Annotated in this window: 20 protein-coding genes and 1 riboswitch; of the genes, 13 read left to right on the forward strand and 7 right to left on the reverse strand. The window is 51.4% G+C overall.

Going from position 1 to position 20,609, the window contains the following annotated elements; translation table 11 throughout:
- Position 1: 1 nt before the first annotated feature.
- Both LOK74_RS15215 and LOK74_RS15220 read right to left on the reverse strand, forming a co-directional pair.
- Complete coding sequence (locus tag LOK74_RS15215; protein WP_230042879.1) at positions 2-877, reverse strand: copper amine oxidase N-terminal domain-containing protein; 876 nt, start codon at positions 875-877, stop codon at positions 2-4.
- A gap of 298 nt (positions 878-1,175) precedes the next feature.
- Complete coding sequence (locus tag LOK74_RS15220; RefSeq protein ID WP_230042880.1) at positions 1,176-1,793, reverse strand: C39 family peptidase; 618 nt, start codon at positions 1,791-1,793, stop codon at positions 1,176-1,178.
- A 353-nt stretch (positions 1,794-2,146) separates the two neighbouring features.
- On the opposite strand from LOK74_RS15220, the gene LOK74_RS15225 reads away from it, so the two are divergent.
- From LOK74_RS15225 to LOK74_RS15245, 5 genes are all read left to right on the forward strand, one after another.
- Positions 2,147-2,863 (forward strand): hypothetical protein, encoded by a 717-nt coding sequence (locus LOK74_RS15225; RefSeq protein WP_230042881.1) that lies wholly within the window; start codon positions 2,147-2,149, stop codon positions 2,861-2,863.
- A 177-nt stretch (positions 2,864-3,040) separates the two neighbouring features.
- Positions 3,041-3,787: an ABC transporter permease gene (locus LOK74_RS15230; RefSeq protein ID WP_230042882.1), complete on the forward strand. Its 747-nt coding sequence runs from the start codon at positions 3,041-3,043 to the stop codon at positions 3,785-3,787.
- A gap of 92 nt (positions 3,788-3,879) precedes the next feature.
- Positions 3,880-4,572: a response regulator transcription factor gene (locus LOK74_RS15235; protein ID WP_230042883.1), complete on the forward strand. Its 693-nt coding sequence runs from the start codon at positions 3,880-3,882 to the stop codon at positions 4,570-4,572.
- 172 nt (positions 4,573-4,744) lie between these two features.
- On the forward strand, positions 4,745-5,266 hold the full coding sequence (locus LOK74_RS15240) for a hypothetical protein (protein ID WP_230042884.1): 522 nt from the start codon (positions 4,745-4,747) through the stop codon (positions 5,264-5,266).
- 169 nt (positions 5,267-5,435) lie between these two features.
- On the forward strand, positions 5,436-6,257 hold the full coding sequence (locus tag LOK74_RS15245; protein WP_230042885.1) for a DNA alkylation repair protein: 822 nt from the start codon (positions 5,436-5,438) through the stop codon (positions 6,255-6,257).
- Positions 6,258-6,565: 308 nt separating this feature from the next.
- Here LOK74_RS15245 and LOK74_RS15250 read toward each other — a convergent pair whose 3' ends face one another.
- Positions 6,566-7,039, reverse strand: coding sequence for an N-acetyltransferase (locus tag LOK74_RS15250; RefSeq protein ID WP_230042886.1), 474 nt, complete (start codon positions 7,037-7,039; stop codon positions 6,566-6,568).
- 254 nt (positions 7,040-7,293) lie between these two features.
- Between LOK74_RS15250 and LOK74_RS15255 the strand changes: the two genes are divergently transcribed.
- Genes LOK74_RS15255 through LOK74_RS15265 form a run of 3 tightly spaced genes read left to right on the forward strand, consistent with a single transcriptional unit; the run spans position 7,294 to position 10,707 of the window.
- The gene (locus LOK74_RS15255) at positions 7,294-7,884 is read left to right on the forward strand and encodes a TetR/AcrR family transcriptional regulator (protein WP_230042887.1); all 591 of its coding nucleotides are present in this window, start codon (positions 7,294-7,296) and stop codon (positions 7,882-7,884) included.
- 56 nt (positions 7,885-7,940) lie between these two features.
- The gene (locus LOK74_RS15260) at positions 7,941-10,460 is read left to right on the forward strand and encodes a U32 family peptidase (RefSeq protein WP_230047019.1); all 2,520 of its coding nucleotides are present in this window, start codon (positions 7,941-7,943) and stop codon (positions 10,458-10,460) included.
- A gap of 16 nt (positions 10,461-10,476) precedes the next feature.
- Positions 10,477-10,707, forward strand: a complete 231-nt coding sequence (locus tag LOK74_RS15265; protein ID WP_230042888.1) for a DUF1128 domain-containing protein — start codon at positions 10,477-10,479, stop codon at positions 10,705-10,707.
- A gap of 430 nt (positions 10,708-11,137) precedes the next feature.
- On the opposite strand, the gene LOK74_RS15270 is transcribed toward LOK74_RS15265, so the two are convergent.
- Positions 11,138-11,722, reverse strand: a complete 585-nt coding sequence (locus LOK74_RS15270) for an ECF transporter S component (protein ID WP_230042889.1) — start codon at positions 11,720-11,722, stop codon at positions 11,138-11,140.
- 157 nt (positions 11,723-11,879) lie between these two features.
- Between LOK74_RS15270 and LOK74_RS15275 the strand changes: the two genes are divergently transcribed.
- The 5 genes from LOK74_RS15275 (at position 11,880) to LOK74_RS15295 (ending at position 16,579) form a co-directional block, all read left to right on the forward strand.
- Positions 11,880-12,197, forward strand: coding sequence for a YbjQ family protein (locus LOK74_RS15275; protein WP_230042890.1), 318 nt, complete (start codon positions 11,880-11,882; stop codon positions 12,195-12,197).
- Between the two features lie 137 nt (positions 12,198-12,334).
- Positions 12,335-12,437: riboswitch (SAM riboswitch) on the forward strand.
- A gap of 171 nt (positions 12,438-12,608) precedes the next feature.
- Positions 12,609-13,433, forward strand: a complete 825-nt coding sequence (locus tag LOK74_RS15280) for a MetQ/NlpA family ABC transporter substrate-binding protein (RefSeq protein WP_230042891.1) — start codon at positions 12,609-12,611, stop codon at positions 13,431-13,433.
- 36 nt (positions 13,434-13,469) lie between these two features.
- The gene (locus LOK74_RS15285; RefSeq protein ID WP_230042892.1) at positions 13,470-14,507 is read left to right on the forward strand and encodes a methionine ABC transporter ATP-binding protein; all 1,038 of its coding nucleotides are present in this window, start codon (positions 13,470-13,472) and stop codon (positions 14,505-14,507) included.
- The gene (locus LOK74_RS15290) at positions 14,504-15,169 is read left to right on the forward strand and encodes a methionine ABC transporter permease (protein WP_420908674.1); all 666 of its coding nucleotides are present in this window, start codon (positions 14,504-14,506) and stop codon (positions 15,167-15,169) included. Before LOK74_RS15285 ends, LOK74_RS15290 begins: the two co-directional genes overlap by 4 nt.
- 30 nt (positions 15,170-15,199) lie before the next feature.
- Positions 15,200-16,579, forward strand: a complete 1,380-nt coding sequence (locus tag LOK74_RS15295) for an FAD-binding oxidoreductase (protein WP_230042893.1) — start codon at positions 15,200-15,202, stop codon at positions 16,577-16,579.
- Between the two features lie 72 nt (positions 16,580-16,651).
- Here LOK74_RS15295 and cimA read toward each other — a convergent pair whose 3' ends face one another.
- The 3 genes from cimA to LOK74_RS15310 form a co-directional block, all read right to left on the reverse strand.
- Entirely contained in the window at positions 16,652-18,277 is a 1,626-nt protein-coding gene (gene cimA, locus LOK74_RS15300) for a citramalate synthase (RefSeq protein ID WP_230047021.1), read from the reverse strand.
- 165 nt (positions 18,278-18,442) lie between these two features.
- Positions 18,443-19,279: an alpha/beta hydrolase gene (locus tag LOK74_RS15305; protein WP_230042894.1), complete on the reverse strand. Its 837-nt coding sequence runs from the start codon at positions 19,277-19,279 to the stop codon at positions 18,443-18,445.
- A complete protein-coding gene (locus tag LOK74_RS15310; protein WP_230047022.1) occupies positions 19,276-20,487 on the reverse strand; it encodes a M20 metallopeptidase family protein in 1,212 nt (403 codons plus the stop codon). The genes LOK74_RS15305 and LOK74_RS15310 overlap by 4 nt, the downstream gene beginning before the upstream one ends.
- Between the last annotated feature and the right edge of the window lie 122 nt (positions 20,488-20,609).

Genomic DNA, 20,609 nt, shown 5'->3' on the forward strand with positions numbered 1-20,609 from the left:
CTCATGAGCGTTTTTCTCGTAGCCAGAATCCCTTGATAGTTCCGTGTTTCGATGATGCACGAAGCGTGATCGCGTTCGCCCCGGCGGGATAGTAGAGCAGGTAACCGGCCCAGGTCTGGTTCTCTTCCTCCCACTCTGGACTGCCTAGTATCTGTTTTGCGTCGGCTGTATTCAGATTGCCTATCGCTGACTGGAAAATCCAGAGCACCGCTGCTCGTTCCTGATCGTCGTAGAAAACCGAACAACGGCAATCCGGATATTCGTAAAACAACCCTCCCTCATAGGAGAAGGAGTCGACCGCTACTCCGCAAACTGCCTCCACCTCTTTACGTGACTGGCCTAAACGTATCGCGATTCCTTCCACTTTGCCCTTTGCAGCAGCGTCCAGCAAGTCATTGTCAATGATCCCCATATCCTTCGGCTTGGTGTCAACAATCACAGTCCGCGTATCGGCATACCAGTGAACCGTCCCCCCCAACGCTTCGCTGACAAACCGGACTGGTATCTGCACGTTGGCGTTGACGATCCGGGGTTCTTGCTCCAGTGCAAGGCGTTTGCCATTTCGCATGGCATACGCCTCGCCAATCGGCATAGTGAGTGTGATCTTCCCTTTCTTTGCAATTACGATCTTCTGTTTGAGGTCGACGCTGTGTTCCGCTTCCAGGGCGGCAAGCAGTTTTTCTGCTTGGGCAAATGTACGGTCTCCCTCCAGATAGTAATCGTCCGATCGGTAGCTAAGTACCTGTCCATCCACCTCTACTGTAAACGATTCATACGCCTGTTTCGCAATGGCAGGTGAGTCAGTGACGACAAACAGGGCGGAAAATAGAAAAAGCAGTGCGATCCATCTACCCGTCCATGCCATTCCTCTGTCCAAGCTTATCTCCCCCTCGCAGCGAAAGTCTCTGATCATCGATCAACCAGATGTCAGCATGCGTGATCTTACACTGTTCATTTCCTAAATATGTAACGCAGCAGAATGGCCGTTCGTTTCAATTCCAGACATGAAAAGACACCACGTTTTAGCTCGTAGTGGTTGGTATTGTTTCCTATGCTGACAGCGGGTACAGCATCTTGTATTGCAAGAGTTGAAAAAGGCGGGCAACGTTAGATGAGGACAGATGAAGCAGTGGCCGTCAGTCCGGACTGTGCGAGCGGCAACGTACCTCAGTAAGTCACCCGGGTGCTTTGATCAAGATTCCGCGCTGGGCATAAAATCGTGCAAAGACATCGCGGCTAAGATGAACATGTTCCTGATTGGCAGGCGTGTGTCCCGACGGATTGTGAAAAACGGCCTCGCGGCACTGACGATTCTGGCCGAACAGATACACCAAATGGCCCCCCTGCTTGGGTGGTGTCACCTGCGGCGTACGGATGCTGGGGTGGACCGAGGCGATGTACACATAACCTTTCTCCAGCAGATCGCATACCTCTTCGATTGGCGTATGCTCCTTCACTTCAGCTTGCAGCCCAAACTGATCGGTGATAAAGGCAACAAAGGGACGGTAAATCAACCCTTTAATCGTCCCATCCTCATGGACGACGTATCCTCCGTAATCCCGGCAGCGCTTCATCAGTTCCATCGTAGGAATTATCCGCTTGTGCCAATGAGCGAGCAGCATCTTCAGACAGGCCATGCCGCAAATATGAAAGCTCCATTGGGCGTACTCATCCCGGTCAGATGCACCGGACAGATGCCACAAGGGGTCGTCCGCAGGATGCAATGTCCCAGCTAAAAAGTCTGCTGCCAACTCTCGCGACTCCCACTGCGAAAAATACGGTACCGTAGCCATCCTATCTCCCCCTTTTCTCTCCCCTTTTGCCTGGAAAACAACGAAATGCTGCCATTTCGTAAACGCAAGCGAAAGGCCAATTGACTCGATATTTGCCCTTCCCGGTGAAGCCATTATAAACCACGCACTGCCACACGTTACAGTCTGATTCGTTAGGTCTGACCCTATCGCCTCCTGCTTCCTTGCGATATTTATACTTTATTTAGGATTGATTTAGAGGCGTTTCAGAGTTGGTGGCTATGATGAGATACAGAAAGCTTTGGCAAGTCTTGCACGGAGGTGAAGCAGAACAATGCACATAGCAGCCAAAAGCTTTCGAGAATTCGCACTCTGGAGGAACACAGACGCATTCCTTGAATGTATATCGCCAAGACGGAAAAGTGATTTTCAAAAGCAGCGCTGATGATGTGTATCGGGTTAGGGAGCATGACGTTCCGAAATGGCAGCGCAAAGGGGATATGCCCCACCCGCCAGAAGCCGTGGAGCAAGTATTCGATGCGTTGATGGGCCATATGCGGGAGCTTGCGACGGTGGAACGTGAAACGGACGGTGGCCAGCAGGCTGCGCTGCATCTGTCTGGCAGCCAGATTCCCGAAGTTGTCCATGCACTGGGGACGTTGATCGCATCCAAGGTTGCTGATGGCGAGCGCTGGGATCATGGAAAAGCCACTTTCGATATGAAAGCGAACCTTCCCAAGCTGACGGAAAACATCAAGGTAGAAGCCATCAATCTGGACGCCCAGATAAGCCCGGACAACTTGCTCGAACAACAAACAGCGGAAATCAACATTACGGGTACTGATGACTCTGGCAAACATCATCGTCTCTCCATTCAGCTTCAGGCCGATTTCTCTGACTACGACCAAACGGTACCGGAACAGATCGACTTGACCGGAAAGAAAATCACAGAAGTTGAAAGCGAAGGGACGAGGCACGGCTGGCGCTGGCCTCGGCCTTGTTGTCCAATCCGCAGCTGGTCATCCTGGACGAACCGACCAATGGTCTTGATATCGAAGGAATGGTTGATATTCGCAATACGATTCGGCGGTTGGCCCTCGAACAAGGAATGACTTTCCTGATTTCCAGCCATATGATCCACGACTTGAGCATGATCGCAAACCGCATCGGGATCATGAGCAACGGCAGCCTCATCCGCCTTGGAGACGTGAATGAATGGGTCAATAAAGAGATGACACTTGAGCAGTATGTTGTGTCACAAATCCAAGCTCCGAAGGGAGCGGATATGTATGAATAGCTTGTACGCAAATGCGCTGAATGAAATGGAAAAACTATGGAAACGCCAGAGAACGAAAGGATTTCTGCTGCTAACCTTGTTGGTTCCCGTCATTTCCGCCATGTTGCTGATTTTTTTAGAGCAGAATGCCGTTTTCAGAGGGCTCGGAAGCAACCTGCCTATGCTGATGCTTGGCTTGTTTACGTTCACCTTCCTTCCGTTGTTTTTGTTTATGACGGCAGTCGATTCTTTTTCCGGCGAAGCAGCGGCTGGCACGTCGAAACTGGTTCTCGTACGCCCCATCACCAGAACAAAAGTGTTCACCTCGAAAGTGTTGGTGATCGCTATCTATATTGTCGTTTATCTCGGGGTACTTTGGATGGCTTCTGTCATCTCCGGTTGGTTTGTAGCGGGGGCAGATGTGGGCGGCGGGTTGCTGGATAGCATCAAGGCCTATGCAGCCACTTTTCTGCCAATGATGGCAATCGGTTTGATTGCCGTGTTGCTCGCACAATGCTTCAACAACACCAGCGGCGCTATAACACTGATTGTATCCATCTATGGCGCAGCCAAGCTTTTGCCATTCGTTTTCCCGCAAGTGTCCGTATTGTCCGTCTTTTCCTATACGAATTGGTACGTGCTGTGGGTAGGAGATGGCGCATCGATTGAGAAACTGTTCAATACGCTGGTTCTGCTGCTTGCTTATTGTATAATCGCTTATACGGCGGGGTGGATGCTATTCGATAGAAAGCAATGGTGACGGAGCCGCCGATGATCAATCAGCTTTTGCTTTGAATGCAGACCTAGCATTTCCTTTACCCTGCCAAAGACAAAAAATGGCGGTGAACAGTGATGAAGAGAATCCTCATCATCGAGGACGAGCAGGTCATTGTGGAAGTGCAAAAGGATTATCTGGAAGCAAGCGGCTTCGCGGTGGAGATCGCGACAAGCGGAGATATCGGCCTCCAGAAGGCACTTGAACAAGAGTACGATCTCATCATCCTCGATCTGATGCTCCCGAAAACAGACGGATACGAAATATGCAAGAAAGTGCGTCAGGTAAAAAACATTCCGATCCTGATGATCTCCGCGAAAAAAGAGGACATCGATAAAATACATGGGCTTGGACTTGGCGCTGACGATTATATCACCAAACCCTTCAGCGTTGGTGAACTAGTCGCGAGGGTGAAGGCCCATCTGGCCCGCTATGACCGCTTAACGAGTGATAACCGGATGAAGCAGCGAGATGAAATCCACCTGCGTGGCCTTCGAATCGACAAGTTATCGCGTAAGGTGTTCGTAAATGAAACGGAGGTTCTGTTAACATCCAAGGAATACGATCTGCTGCTGTTTCTTGCTACCCATCCGAACCGGGTATTCAGTAAAGATGAATTGTTCGAGAGAATCTGGGGATGGGATTCTCTCGGTGACAATGCTACCGTTACCGTTTATATCAGCAAACTGAGAGAAAAAATTGAAGCTAATCCGTCCAAACCACAGTATATAGAGACGATTTGGGGTGTCGGGTATCGCCTCAATGTTTAGGAAAAAAGGAATCGATCATTCCGAGAGGGTGACTCATTCACATGTGATTGAAAAGGAGTCGTAGCATTCACTCCCGATTTTATGCTTTCTTTAGATTTTAGTAAGGATCGATTTAGGGACTCATACTATCATGACAAGCGGACACGGGATTTCGAGGAATAAAGTGAATGGCATGAAAAAACTAAGCGCCCCCCAGAGAAGGTGGCTGCTCACCCTTCATCTGTTGTTCGCAGCGATCATGTTCGGAGTAGCGGTTGTCTTTCTGATTTTCAGCATCACGGCAGCCAATACGGACGATGAAAGTGTGCTGAAGGCATGTTATACAAGTATGCATGTGCTTGCCCAAACAGCTGTGCGTGCTTCGACGATCGGCACTCTCGTAACCGGCATCTTACTATCTGTGCTGACCCACTGGGGACTGTTCAACTATTACTGGATCAGGAGAAGCGTCAATCCTTCCTTGACGTCCATCGTATTGGGACCAATCGGCATGTATTTCTGGACGTTACAAGCAGTTACCTTGACGTCTTCAGAGGGATTGAACGCCCTGCAAAACCCGTCATTTCACGTAAACAGCCAACAGTTGTGGATTGGGATTATCCTGCAGATCCTTTCCCTGGCAGCGATGTTCGTGATCTCGGTCTTCAAGCCATGGGGACCACGAAAACAGAAAAAACGGATGAATCTCTCATGAGTGCAAGGAGATTCACCGGTCATCCCACAAGATGTGCAAACCAGCAACGCCGACTACGTTTTGAAATCTACCAATTAAATATTGAAATAGTCTGACTTCATATTGTATTGTTAGGATATACCGATTTCCAATTACAGATAATTTAGATAATAAAAGGTGGTTTAGCCAAATGGGTCAAAAGTCAGATTGGGAACAACCTTTCTTAAATGCCTTACAATCTGAGAATGCAAGTAAATCAGTAGCCATACTTAACGCAAAAAAATCCCCGCACCGAAACACCCCAAATACGGCTATAAAATCCAGAGCGGTTGAGATGATTAAGGCTTTCCACAATTTCGACAAACGATCTATATGGGACTTTGCTTCACGATACGTTAAAATCGGTAATACAACTGCTTTGGAAATATCTGCTCATTTGATTGCCTTCTCCTACCTTGTTCAACCTGTGGAAGCAACCGAGTTAATCCGTCAATTAGCGGATAATGAAGATTGGGAAGTACGTGAATGGACGGCAGGCGCCTGCGGAAGAATATTGGCAGAGAATTTCGACGAATTTTATCCAAAATTAAAGATATGGCTCCATGAGGATTCATTTAAAATAAGAAGAGCTGTGGCAGTCGCAGCAAAAATCGCAGCTAAAACAAAAAAAGAGACCTACGCCGAACCCCTGCTTGATCTGGTGGAGAAATTACTGACAGATGGTCATCCCTACGTAAAAAATAATTTAGGCCCTTATGCAATTGGTGATGGACTTCTAAGATATTATCCTGATAAGGTTTTAGATAGAATAGACAAATGGGTGAATATGGAAAGTGAGCATGCGAGATGGAATGTAGCGAAGATATTCTCGGCAGCAGAAGGGGCAAAACATTTGGAGAAGGCGATAGAGATCCTCCATTGCCTAGAGAACGACGAAAGCCATGTCGTGAAAAGGGCAGTCAAGTCGGCTAAAAATCAGCTAAAAAAAAGAGTACCGGAATTAGTCATTTAGGGCATGTTGAACGATTCCCAATCATTGTTTCGGATGTACAGTAATGAAAGGTGGGCAGGATATGAACCACTTGAATATTTCAAATACAAAATTTGAAATATTATCTGATTGGAATACTGCAGAAATAAAACAAGCTAAAACGTAATTGGCTTGAGTTCACCAGACAAGAGGGGGAACGTAAGGGAAGTTATGTCATCCCCCCCTTGTGCCCGTCTAATACTCCATTACGCTTGCAAAAAGCCATCATCGAATGGTACTCCGGTCACACAACCTGCTCACTCGCTTTCTTGGTCCAGCGCCTTTTCTCTCTATCCCAACTCCCGAATCATTGCGATCTCATCGCAGAACGGCAGTTTGGAACAGTTGATACAATCTTTCCATACTTTCTGGGGAAGCGACTCCTTGGCAACTACGTGGAAGCCGCATTTCTCAAAGAAGTCCTTTTGATAGGTAAGCGCAAGTGCCCGTCGAATGCCTAACCGCTCACACTCTCCAACCAGCGAAAGGACCAGCCGCTTGCCAACCCCTAGCCCCTTGGCGCTCTCTGCGATCGCCAGCGAGCGGATTTCCGCCAGATCATCCCACAAGATGTGCAGCCCAGCTACGCCGATTACGTTTTGTCCATCGTAAGCGATGATGAAGGACTGCAGGTTCTCCAGGATCGAGATTTTCGTCCTCGGCAGCATCAAACCCTGCTGCGCGTATTGATTGACGATCATCAGCATCTGGTCAACATCACTCGTCATTGCATGGCGGATTGTCAGGGCACCCGTCATACTCATGGTTTCATTCCTCCGCTCTCCCACACGTCTCAATATCGGTATAAATATTCATTATGGTATATAAATATACATAAAATGCACGATTTCGTCTAGTCTTTTTTCGTCTGTTTTTTTGTTTGATCGCCACCAGTACCAATCAGTCGAAACTACCTCTGCAGGCAAAGCGATCTCCTCTCCCACGCTCTCTCCATTCTGCCTACAGGCTGCGTGTCATTTCTTGTCGTATGCTATAATAGTGTTGGAGGTGTTCGCCTTTGACGACACGCAGAGAACGTAAAAAACGGGAAACGCGACAGCGTATTTTCAACGCTGCGATCAAGCTGTTTGAGAAAAACGGATTTGACGGCACGACGATCGATATGATTTCCGAGGAAGCGGACGTCGCCAGAGGAACGATTTTTCTCCACTTTACTTCCAAGGAAGCGATTATCGCCAGTTGGGCTTACGAGCGGATACAGGAAGTGGAGGAACGGCGTGAAGAATGGGACTTCGGCGACAGTTGCAAGCAGAAGGTGCTGAGAATCTACAAGATTATGAACGAAGTCAATATCGAAAACTACGACTTGATCAAGGTATTGATCGAATCGTCTAGGAAACACCGGCAGGTTCTGGAGTCGGAGAAACACGTCTACTTTGAGCTTCGCGAATTGTTTGCCGACCTGATTGAAGACGCCCAGGAAAAAGGGCGGCTGAAAAGCAAGTTCAATCCGCTTGTAGCAGCTAACATGTTGGAAAACATCTACTATAATGCCTTGTACGACTGGGTGCACAGTGATGGGGCATGGCCGTTGGAAGAAATCATGGAAGAGAAGGTTTCGATTGTATTTGAGGGGCTGGACGCCTAAGGCGGACAGCCTTTTTCTACAGGTTTTACTTGCGGACGACGTTCCGTTCTCCTATGATGAAGGGTGGAACAGGAGGTAGAAACGTGTCTAAAGCCATTAGCCGTAACGATATAGAACTGCTTGCTCCTGCCGGCAACTGGGACTGCCTGAGGGCAGCGGTGGCCAATGGAGCGAACGCCGTCTACTTTGGCGTTGAAAAGTTTAATGCCCGCGCTCGCGCCGAAAACTTCCGGGTCGAAGAACTGCCGGAGATCATGTCTTTTCTCCATCTATACGGGGTAAAAGGTTTTCTCACCTTTAACATCCTCGTCTTCGAAAACGAAATGGACGAAAGTCGCCAACTGATCGAGGCCTGTATCGACGCTGGCGTAGACGCGGTGATCGTGCAGGATCTCGGACTGGTCAAGCTGATTCGCGACATCTCACCCGACTTCCCGATCCATGGCTCCACACAGATGACGATCACTTCACCGGAAGCGGTAGAGTTCACCAAACCGTTTGGCTTGGAACGCGTCGTGCTGGGACGGGAGAACTCACTCAAGGAGATTCGAACGATCGGCGATAAGGCGAAGCTGCCCATGGAAGTATTCGTCCACGGCGCTTTATGCGTCTCGTACTCCGGGCAATGTCTCACCTCCGAGATGTGGGGCGGTCGCTCCGCCAACCGTGGAGAGTGTGCACAGGCCTGCAGACTGCCCTACGATCTGATTGTGGATGGCACAAAGAAAGAGATGGGCAATGTCGCCTACCTGCTTTCTCCGAAAGATCTGGCCGCGATCGAGCTCGTGCCGGAACTGATCGAGGCCGGCGTCACTTCCTTCAAGATCGAAGGCAGGTTGAAATCTCCCGAGTATGTAGCCAATGTGGTCAGCAAGTACCGGGCAGCGATCGACCGCTACTTTTTCAGCGATCACCGTTCGCCGGATGAGACCGAGCTGCGCGAACTGCAGCAAAGCTTCTCGCGCGGGTTCACCCCTGGCTTTTTGCTGGGTACGAACAACAAAACACTGCTGGACGGAACGTTTCCAAAAAGCCGGGGGGTTTATCTGGGGACAGTCAAGCAAGTGCTCAAGCAGGCAGTGCTGGTCGAACTGTGCGCACCACTGAAGCGCGGAGACGGGATTGTCTTTGATGCCGGGGACCCGACACAACAGGAAGAAGGCGGCCGCGTCTACGATATCATCAAGCGCGGTCGCAAGGTAGAAGGAGAGGTCGCAGACGGCGTGTACGAAATCGTGATGGGACGGCGCGACGTCGATCTGCGGCGGGTCCACGCTGGGGATCGGGTATGGAAGACAAACGACCCCGAGTTGGACAAGAGGCTTCGCAAGTCCTTTGAAACCGAGAAGCCATACCATACCTTCCCGCTTTCTGTACATGTGTCGGGCCGGGCAGGGGAAGCTCTTGCAACAACTTGGGTGGACCGGTTGGCAAATCACGCGGTGACCGTTCACTCTGCAATGCCGCTGGAGGCGGCTCACAAGCGTCCTCTGGTTGTAGCCCTCCTGCATGAACAATTCAGCCGATTGGGCGGAACAGTATTCGAGTTGGCCCCACACGATCTCACCCTGCAACTGGAAGGCGAGGTGATCGTACCGGTCAGCGAATTGAACCGGATGCGGCGAGAGGCCGTCGAACAGCTAACCGTTCTGCGCCAACAGCCCCCGCGGTACCAAAAGCGAGTCATCGATCCGTACGCGGATGTGCCGCAGCCGACCAAAGGGAAGCAGCCGCAGTTGACCGCCTTGTGCCGTTCACTCGAACAGGTGGAAGCTGCTGCCCAAACGGATGTTGATATGCTGTACGCCGACTTTGAGTTTGTCAAACAGTATCCGCAGGCCGTCCAATTGGCCCATCGATACGGAAAGCGGATCGCGCTGGCTACGATGCGCATCCACATGCCGGACGAAAATGGAGTTCTGGCCCTGATCGCCAAAAGCAAACCGGATGCCATCCTCATCCGCAACACCGGGGCACTCTATTATTATCTGGCACGACAAGATGAGCATCCGATCCCGCTGATCGGAGACTTTTCGCTCAACATTGCCAACCATAAGACCGTCAACCTGTTTTTAGAGACTGGTATGGAACGAGTAACGGCATCATACGACTTAAACATCCAGCAAATGATGGACCTCTTGGCCCATACCGATCCATCCCGGATGGAAGTGGTGATTCATCAGCACATGCCGATGTTTCACACCGAACACTGTGTCTATTGCACATTCCTAAGCGACGGTACCGACCACACCAACTGCGGAACACCTTGTGAGCAGTCGCGGATCTCGCTGCAGGATCGGGTCGGCTTCTCCCACCCGGTTCGAGTGGACACTGGCTGCCGCAACACCGTATACAATGCCATCGACCAGTCTGGTGCCGAATATCTGACAGAGTTTATCAAGTATGGAGTGGGCAGCTATCGGATTGAATTCCTAGAAGAAGAAGCTGATCGCGTACAGGAAGTGATTAGCCTGTACCGCCAGGCGATGCGCGGACAGGTAAGCGGCACCCATGTATGGCGGACGCTGAATGCGATCAACCAACTGGGCGTCACCCGCGGCCAATTAACCAAGTAAAGGGGGAATCTGTGCAATGGCTGATCTGAAAGAAGCCACCCAGGAAAACCTGCGTTTTGTACTGGAAGGGATCAAAGGAAAACTAAACATGGTCAATGCATCTGTGATGCGGCCGGAAGACTTTGACCTCTCCAGCTATGAAGATCTATTGTACCTGTACAATATGGTGCAGAAAAAACAATCGTTCAGCATTAATGAAATGACAGCGATCGTCGAAGAGCTGGGCAGCATGAGAAAGCAATCGTAAAAGGATTGTAAGCGCCGGACCGCTATGGTTCGGCGCTTTTCTCTCTTTCTTCATCCAAACATTTTGTCTTCTATAGAGAAAAAAATAAAAATCGTCCTGGCCGCGTAAGGAATCGCTCGTTTTTTTTCGTCTATCTCCCAGTAACGTCAAGGAGGGGCACATGGATAAATCAGGAAAAAGATCTGTTTGAATATCCTTGGTGAGATCAAAGTTGAACAAAAGAGATTCTATCGGCTAGAAGAAGGACAGGACACGCACCGTATCAAAAATTTGTGGCCAAAGGTGCAGCTATTTGGATCGGACTGTAGATAGAGAGATTTCCGTGCGGTACATGGAAGGAGTTTGTGATAAGAGATCCAGATGGATATGTGATCGGATTCGGGCCAGCTCAAAAGCGGAGATGCCTATATCTCCATCTCCTCCCCCCATCTCAATCACAATCCCCATCTTCACACGGTACGACGGAAGAGATTTGAATGCGTTTCCACACCACATATCCATACAGGAGCGGGATGCCCAATACGCTGCTGAGCAGTACATTGGATGTGGCTGGCGTAACCGCCCACCCGAAAATCGCCTCCTGAAACGGAGTCTCAGACACCATCACATCAAGCAGCGCCGCAAGCGTAAGTCCTGTATAGTTGCCGGCTGCTGCCAGCACAACAAACATCACCAGGTGCATGCCCAGCATCTGGCCCTGTCTAGGCTGATATCCGGGAACGACATACAGCAGCCCGGTAATAAAACCGATGATGCCGTTGGCGACACTCCAGTGCCACCAGATATCCTGAAGAAGCAGATCCACTCCCATATTCCCCAGAAAGCCGACGAAAAAACCGGTTACCGGCCCAAATATTGCAGCAGTAACGGCCAATATCGCGATAGCAGGTCGAAAGTGGGCAGTATCTCCTACTTCGATGCCTGCTGTTGCATAAGACAGAAAGGCATACAAGACGGATGCGGCTGTAATGACCAACCACCTGTATCGCCAATCGACACGTCGCTCGTTGAACACAAGATTCCCTCCTGTTCGGACTAGCTACCAGTATATTCCCAAAACCAGTACAGATCAAACTACTGCAAACCATTTTACCATTCTGAAACTTTTCCCTGTGGTTGTTCGTAGTCTCTATAGTAAACAATAAACCGAGTACGGATAAGGAGGAACACGAATGATCATAACGACTACCAGCACACTGCAAGGAAAAGAGATCGTGGAGTACTACGGCGTGGTTAGCGGAGAGGTAATCATGGGGGCCAATGTGGTACGTGATTTTCTCGCCGGTATCACAGATATTATCGGAGGACGCAGCGGAGCATACGAAAGCAAGCTGAATGAAGGGCGGGAACTGGCCCTTCAGGAGATGTCCGAGAAAGCCAGACGACTCGGGGCCAATGCCGTCATCGGAGTCGATCTCGATTTCGAAACACTGCGCGAAGGCATGATGATTGTCGTCGCTACGGGAACGGCGGTTCGAGTCAAGGAGTAATCGTCAACGAGCAGGCTCCCTCTTTTCCTAGAGGGAGTTCGTTCGTTGTAAATACCGGTAATGTTTGACAAGCTTTTTTTGTTACAGTATAATCCAACTAATCAGATAGGAATTCTGACCAACCATATAACGAAAATCTCTTATGAAGAGAGGTGGAGGGACTTGGCCCAATGAAACCTCGGCAACCTAATTGTTTAATTGTGGTGCCAAATCCAGCGGAACTGCTCCGGGAGATAAGAGAGGAATGGTAGACCTGAATTGAATCTGGCTTCCACCTCTTCCTTCGGAAGAGGTTTTTTCATGGAAAGGAGCGGATGACCCCCATCGATGTAATACTGTGGCACAAGAAAACGGAGTCCAGACTGATGCGCACATGTTCTGCACCATAGAAAAAAGGAGAGAAATCAAAATATGAAAAAGAGTTTATTAGCAGCTATCCTGCTCATAATGGCTACATTGGTTTCAGCATGCGGCGGCAAAGAAGAAGCGGCCCAAACAGGCGGACAATCCGCCGAGCAGCAAGTGATCAAAGTAGGTGTGACCGGGGGACCGCATGAAGAGATTCTGAACAAGGTGAAAGAGGTAGCGAAAGCGGAAGGTTTGGAAGTAGAGGTCGTCGTATTCAACGACTACGTCCTGCCGAACCAGGCTCTTGACAAAGGAAACATTGACCTCAACAGTTTTCAGACGATTCCGTTTCTCGAAAAATTTAACCAAGACCATAAAACCAACATCGTGGTAATCGGCAAAACTGTCACCTTCCCGATGGGGCTATACTCCACCAAGTATAAAAGCGTAGAGGAGATCCCTGAAGGGGGAATCGTCGGGATTCAAAATGATCCGACCAACCGTGCGCGAGCACTGCTGCTCTATCAGTCAGCCGGTCTGATCACATTAAAAGAGGGTGTCGGCGATCAGGCCACACCGCAAGATATCACCGATAATCCGAAAAACCTGGAGTTCAAGGAGCTGGAAGCACCGTTTCTCGCTCGCTCACTCAACAATCTTGATGCAGCCAGCATCAATACCAACTTCGCCATGGAAGCCGGGTACAATCCAACGAAAGATTCGATCTTTGCAGAAGGCGGAGACTCCCCCTATGTAAATGTTCTGGCTGTGAACGAATCAGAGAAGGAGAACCCTACCTACAAAAAACTGGTGGAAATCTACCGTTCCGAAGAAGTGAAGAAGTTTATCGAAGAACACTTTGCAGGAGCAGTGCTCCCCTCCTGGTAGGGAAACACATCTTTGAACAGCGAGGAGCCCCGATCCATGATACAGCTTACCGATATACACAAGACGTACAGAGTTGGAAACAAGCAGATAGATGCGTTGAAAGGCGTCAGCGTACAAATCAAAAAAGGAGAAATTTTCGGCGTAATCGGCTTTAGCGGAGCAGGCAAGAGCACCCTGCTCCGTACGATCAACTTGCTCGAAAAGCCTACCAGTGGAACAGTCGCCGTCAACGGCCGGGACATGCTGGCGCTAAAAGAGAAAGAGCTGCGCAATGCCCGCAAAAAAATAGGCATCATCTTTCAACATTTCAACTTGCTCTCTTCCTACAACGTGTTTGACAACGTCGCCGAGATTTTGCGGATGAACCGCGTGCGCAAAGACGTGATCGATAAAAAGGTGGCCGATCTGCTGCGTCTCGTAGGGCTGGAGGACAAAGCCAACGCATATCCGGCACAGCTTTCTGGCGGGCAGAAACAACGCGTCGGCATCGCCCGAGCTCTCGCTATGGACCCCGAGATCCTGTTGTGCGATGAGGCAACCTCTGCTCTCGACCCACAGACGACCGATTCGATTCTGGAGCTTCTGCTCGATATCAATCGAAGATTTAACTTGACGATTGTGCTGATCACCCATGAGATGCAGGTGATCAAAAAAATCTGCGATCGCGTAGCGATCATGGAAAACGGTGTGATCATCGAGCAAGGCAGTGTGATCGATGTTTTTAGCAGTCCGAAGCAACAGACCACACGCAACTTCATCCGGACGATCTTTGACGACGAAGTCCCGGCCGACATGATGGCCAAGATCAAGCATACCGGTCCCGCTGCCAAAGTGCTGCGAGTCGCCTTCCGCGGCGATGCGGCCTTGGACCCGGTGTTGGGAACGTTGACGGCTCGCTACCCGGTCACCACGAACCTGTTGTACGGCTCCATTACCTCCATCAAAGGTACAGCGCTGGGCATCCTGCTGCTGCATATATCCGGAGAGGAGAACGATGTGGAGGAAGCAATCGCTTACCTTCGCAAGTCCGTCTACAGTGTCGATCTAGTCCCGCAAGAGGAGGTGGCAGGATGATCGAACGTCTGCAGGAAATGCTGCCCTTGTTCGGGCAATCGCTACAGGAAACAGTGATCATGGTGGGGATTTCGCTGTTTATCGCTACCTTGATCGGCATCCCGCTGGGAGTGCTGCTGGTGATCACCCGGCCCGGCCATCTTGCGCCAAGCGCATTGATTTTCCATACCCTGAATACAATCATTAACGTGATTCGTTCGCTCCCGTTTATTATTTTAATGGTGGCGATCATTCCGTTTACAGAGTTGATCGTCGGCACGTCAATCGGTATCGAAGGGGCGATTGTCCCACTCATCGTCTATACCGCCCCATATATCTCCCGCTTGATGGAAACGGCACTGCTGGAGGTGGACCGCGGGGTGGTTGAGGCCTATCAGGCCATGGGTGCATCTCGCTCGCAGATCATCTTCCGCATCATGATTCGTGAAGCGAGACCTGGTATCGTCTTGTGTCTGACCATTGCCACCATCGGTTTGATCGGTGCAACCGCCATGGCGGGTGCGGTGGGTGCCGGCGGCTTGGGCGACCTTGCTTTGCGCTACGGGTATCAGCAGTGGGATATTGAGGTGATGATCGCCACGGTGATCATCCTGATCTGTCTCGTACAATTGATCCAATCATTGGGAAACTGGGCTGCCCGCAAGTTAAAAAAGAGCGCGTAATCCTGTTATCGCGCACGGGAGGCATACAACATGAGGCTAAATCAAGCCAGTCTGCTTCGCGACATCAGACGCTTGACCGCAGACGAACGGGCGACAGAGACCGAATCGATCCTGCTGCAGCACAGCAAGGACGAATCGCATCACAACCCTGTACTGCCTGATATCGTGGTCTTTCCCGTCTCAACAAAAGAGGTGTCCGCCATCCTCCAATACGCCACCGAACACCACATCCCTGTGGTTCCCTTTGGAGCAGGCTCCAGCCTGGAAGGGCACTGCGTCCCGCTCAAGGGCGGCATCTCGATCGACTTCCAATACATGAACGAGATTCTGGAGATTCGTCCCGAAGATTTTCTTGTCCGCGTACAGCCTGGAGTGACCCGCACTCAGCTAAACCAGGCGTTAAAGAAATACGGACTGTTTTTTCCCGTTGATCCAGGTGCTGCTGCAACCCTCGGCGGAATGGCAGCAACCAACGCCAGCGGAACGACTAGCGTCCGCTATGGGATCATGCGCGACCAGGTTCGTGACTTGGAAGTGGTCCTGGCCGACGGCAGCGTGATTCACACTGGTGGATTGGCCGCAAAATCCTCTTCCGGCTACCACTTAACCAGTCTGTTTGTCGGTTCGGAAGGGACGCTGGGGGTGTTTACCGAGATTACGCTGCGCGTGTACGGCATCCCGGAAGCGATCGTCGCAGGAAGAGCGGCGTTTCCAACAGTACAAGCGGCGGTAGACGGGGCGATTTCGCTGCTGTCTGCCGGCATCTCGGTTGCCCGGGTGGAACTAGTCGACAGTCATTCCATTCGACAAGTGAACAAACACAGTGAGACGAACTATCCTGAACAGCCTACCTTGTTTTTGGAGTTCCACGGCAGCGAGATGTCAATCAAGCACGATGTGACATTTGCGCGGGAGTTGCTTGAGGCAAACGGCTGCGAAGAGTTTTTGGTGGAATCCGATTCACAGCAGCGCGCCAAGCTGTGGGAAGCCCGCCACAATCTGGCCTACGCCTATAAACACGGCAATCCGGGCAAGGAGATGATGTTGACTGATGTCTGCCTACCTCTCTCCCAATTAAGTGAGGCGATTGTATACGCCAGAGAGATAATCGAGGCGACAGGCCTTGTCGGAGGCGTACTTGGCCATGTCGGAGATGGGAACTTCCACTCTGTCCTGATGTTTGACACACAGAATCCGGACGAAGTGGCCAAAGTGAAAGAGGTAAACGAAAAGATCGTCGAATACGCCCTGGCAAAAGGGGGCACTTGCACGGGAGAGCATGGGATTGGCATCGGCAAGATCAAGTACCTGAAACGAGAGCACGCAGATACCCTGCCGCTCATGAAGATGATCAAGCACCAACTGGACCCTCATCTCATCTTAAATCCGGGCAAAATCCTGGAGATGTAGCATTCGCACAGCTGTTTTTCACGCACAACGAGGCCGGGGATCACTCCCCGGCCTCGTACTATCGCTTCATCTCTAGTGATTGACAATCCCGATCGGACGTTCCGTCTCCTCACTCGGAGAATCCAGGATACAGCCTTCTTTCCAGAGCAGGTAGCGTATACTGTCGACCAATGCCTCCCAGCTCGCTTCAATCACATTGGTAGAGACACCTACTGTACTCCAGCGTTCGCCGTTATGCATCGATTCGATCAGCACCCGAACCTTGGCTGCCGTGGCCTGACTTTCATCCAGTACACGCACCTTGTAGTCGGTCAGGTACATCTCTGACAGGCAGGGGAAGTAATCCTCCAATGCTTTGCGCAGGGCGTTGTCCAGGGCGTTGACTGGACCATTCCCTTCTGCGATCGTATGCACGATCTGACCGTTCACGTTTATCTTGACCATCGCTTCGGAGAGGATCGACTTCTCCGCCGACTTTTCCATCCATATCTTGAACGACTCCAGCACGAACAGTTGACGCTCCTCGCCTGACGCCTGCAACAGCAGCAAAGAGAGCGACGCCTCTGCTCCCTCGTATTGATATCCCTGATACTCCCGTTCCTTGATCAACTTGATCATCTCACGCGACTCCGGCTGCTTCCGGTCAAAGGTAATATTCATCTCTTCCGCCTTGGCCAAGAGATTGCTCTGTCCGGCCAGTTCAGAGACGAGCACACGACGTCTGTTGCCGATCTGCTCAGGTACGAGATGTTCGTACGTTTGCGGGTTTTTCAGTACGGCACTGACGTGAATGCCGCCTTTGTGGGCGAAAGCACTATTGCCGACAAATGGCTGGTTGGTCGGCATCGCCATGTTGGCAATCTCCGCCACATAGCGCGACAGAGAGGTGAGCTGAGCCAAGTTTTCCGCACTGACACAGGAGTAGCCCATCTTCAACTGCAGGTTGGGAATCACTGAGATCAGATTTACATTGCCGCAGCGCTCGCCTATGCCATTGATCGTACCCTGCACCTGCGTTGCCCCTGCCTGTACGGCGGCCAACGAATTGGCCACTGCCAGCTCTCCGTCGTTATGAACATGGATGCCAATCGACGCTTGCAGACTGCTGCGCACCGCTGCCACAATCTCGCTGATCTCGTGCGGCAGACTGCCTCCATTGGTGTCACACAGGACAAGCCAATCAGCACCTGCTGCCTCTGCGGCCTCCAGTACGTTTAGGGCATAGACCGGATTCTGTTTATACCCGTCAAAGAAGTGTTCAGCATCAAACATAACGGTTAACCCGTGCTGCTTGAGGAAACGGACCGAGTCAGCAACCATCCGCAGATTCTCTTCCAGCGTTGTTTTCAATGCCTGCGTAACATGCAGATCCCACGATTTCCCAAAGATAGCGGCCGCCTTCACGCCGCTGTCGAGAATCGCCTTCAGATTCTGATCCTCCTCAGCGCTCACCCCCGGGCGGCACGTGCTGCCAAACGCAGCAACCACGGCATGACCCAGAGGAACCTCTTTCATACGCTCAAAAAACGCCATATCCTTGGGATTGCTGCCCGGCCAACCGCCCTCGATGAAATCGACCCCGAACTGATCAAGGCGCACAGCGATCTTTACCTTGTCTTCGACAGATAAGCTGATACCTTCTCCCTGTGTCCCATCACGCAAGGTGGTATCGTACAAACAGATCCGTTTCTCTCCCAAGTTTTCCAACTTCAACACTCCATCTTTTCCAATTGTTTAAATTGTCTTTTTATTTGATATGCTTTAGGGTTGCCTAACAGTATACCATAGCTATTCCAAGAAAAAAAAGAGCATGGGTTGCTCTTTTCGCAATCTTGTCAAAAGTAAAGAATGGAATTGTTTTTTTCAGCGAGAGTGGTCGAGCACGAACTGTGCCGTAACGTCGATCGCTTCTTCCAACTGCGGCGTCGTACCCGCAAACGGATGTACCGTGTTAAATGTGTGGCCAGCTCCCTCAATCCAATGCAGGCGGCTGTTGGGTGCGGCATCGTGAAGTTGCCGGGCGCCGTTGATCAGGCGCACAGCATCCTCATCGCCTTGAACGATCAGCAGCGGCTGCGGCATCGCGCTCACCTTGGCCAGCAGATCGTATGCGTCCGCGTTTTGGTCTACGTCCTCGATGACCACCTTGGAGATCGGCATCTGCTGCTGAGTACGGCCGTTGAGAATATAGCCTACGCCGTTTTGAGCAATCTCTGCCCGTAGTTTCGCGTCAAACAGATTGACGTTGGCGATGCCGTTCCACGTCACTATCCCCCGAACCTGCGGGTTATTGGCTCCAAATAAAATGGCATCGCCTCCCCCCTTGCTGTGGCCGAGCACGAACAATCGCTCTTTATCCAAGGAAGCAGAAGCGGGAAGCTGATCGTCATTCAGCCAACGTAGCAGCGCACTCAGATCGGCAAGTTCTCGCGCGTAGGTATTGACCGCGAACTTTTCTGGTTCGTCAAACTCCGTAAGACTCTCGCCAACACCGTTGCAGGAAAAGTTGATGCGGATGACGGCAATGCCTCGCTTGGCCAGCTGTTCAGCCGCGTACGGGAAGCTGCCCCAGTCCTTAAATCCCTTAAATCCGTGACAGAATACCAATACGGGCCGCTGCTCTTTGGCATCATCGCTGAGATGCAGATCGCCGCGTAGCGTCAGCGTCTCATCAAGCGGAAACGAAAACGAATGCATCATGCTTCTTCCCCTCCTGTACCCTGCATCAGGTAGTTCAACGCGCTCAGACCAAGTACCTCTGCACTGATCTTCATTGCTGACTCATCAATGTCGAACAGTGGGTGGTGATGCGGGTAGATCGCATTCTTTTCCGGATTGCCCGCTCCTATAAAGACGAATGCGCCCGGCACCCGCTGCAGGTAATAGGAAAAGTCCTCTCCGCCCATCGTCGGCTTCATCCATTCCACCTGTTCTTCACCGGCGGCCGCTACGGCTGCGTCACGCAGGATCGACGCTTCGTGCAGGGTGTTGATGACGGCAGGATATCCATGATCGTAATGAACCGCAGCCGTTGCTCCCATCATCGTGGCCGTACCGATCACGATCTCCTTTAGCCGGTGCTCCGCCAGATCGCGTATTTCCGGCAGAAAGGTACGAACTGTCCCGCTCATTTTGCAGGTGTCGGCAATCACGTTGGTGCTGTCTCCAGCGCGGAACGAGCCCACTGTGACCACGACGCTCTCCAGCGGACTGACATTTCTGCTGGCAATCGTTTGCAGGGTAGCGACAATGTGCGAACCCACCACAATCGAATCGACCGTCTGTTCCGGCAGGGCAGCATGTCCGCCCCTGCCCTTGATTTCGATATAAAAGTCATCTACGTTGGCCATCATCGGACCGGGAGCCGTCAATATCTTGCCGACAGGTGCGGGTGACCAGAGATGGGCGCCAAAGATGGCATCAACTCCCTCCAATACCCCGTCTTCTACCATCTGGATCGCGCCGCCCGGATTTTCTTCTTCTGCGTGCTGAAAAATAAAGACGATGTTTCCGCTCAACAGGTGGCGGTGACGGGCCAGCACACGGGCCAATCCCAATAGAGAGGCTGTGTGGGCGTCATGTCCACAGGCATGCATCACCCCAGGGACTTGAGATTTGTAGGACACCTCTTTCTGATCCTGGATCGGCAGGGCGTCAAAATCTGCCCGCAGCGCGACGGTCGGTCCCGGCGCACCTCCGCACAGCAGGCCCCGAACCCCGCGTCCGCCCACCTGCGTTCTCACCTCGTCCAGTTCAAATCCGTTCAGAATCTCGGCGATCATCGCCGGTGTCTTCTCCTCCTGAAAGGAGAGCTCTGGGTACTGGTGCAGATGACGCCGCCACGCGATCATCTGATCCTCCTCTGCCCGCAGCAACTCTTTTAGATTGGATGACAACCACTCGCTCATCGTATGTAATCCCCCGTCTTCGCAAGCTCGATTTCTTTCATCATAGCAGAAGTTGGCAGGGTTGTGCAGTTCTCCAGCGCGATCGCCGCACATCTGTCGCGGTCTCCCCATACTGTGCGGCA

The sequence above is a fragment of the Brevibacillus humidisoli genome (assembly GCF_020923435.1).
GTDB lineage: Bacteria > Bacillota > Bacilli > Brevibacillales > Brevibacillaceae > Brevibacillus_E > Brevibacillus_E humidisoli.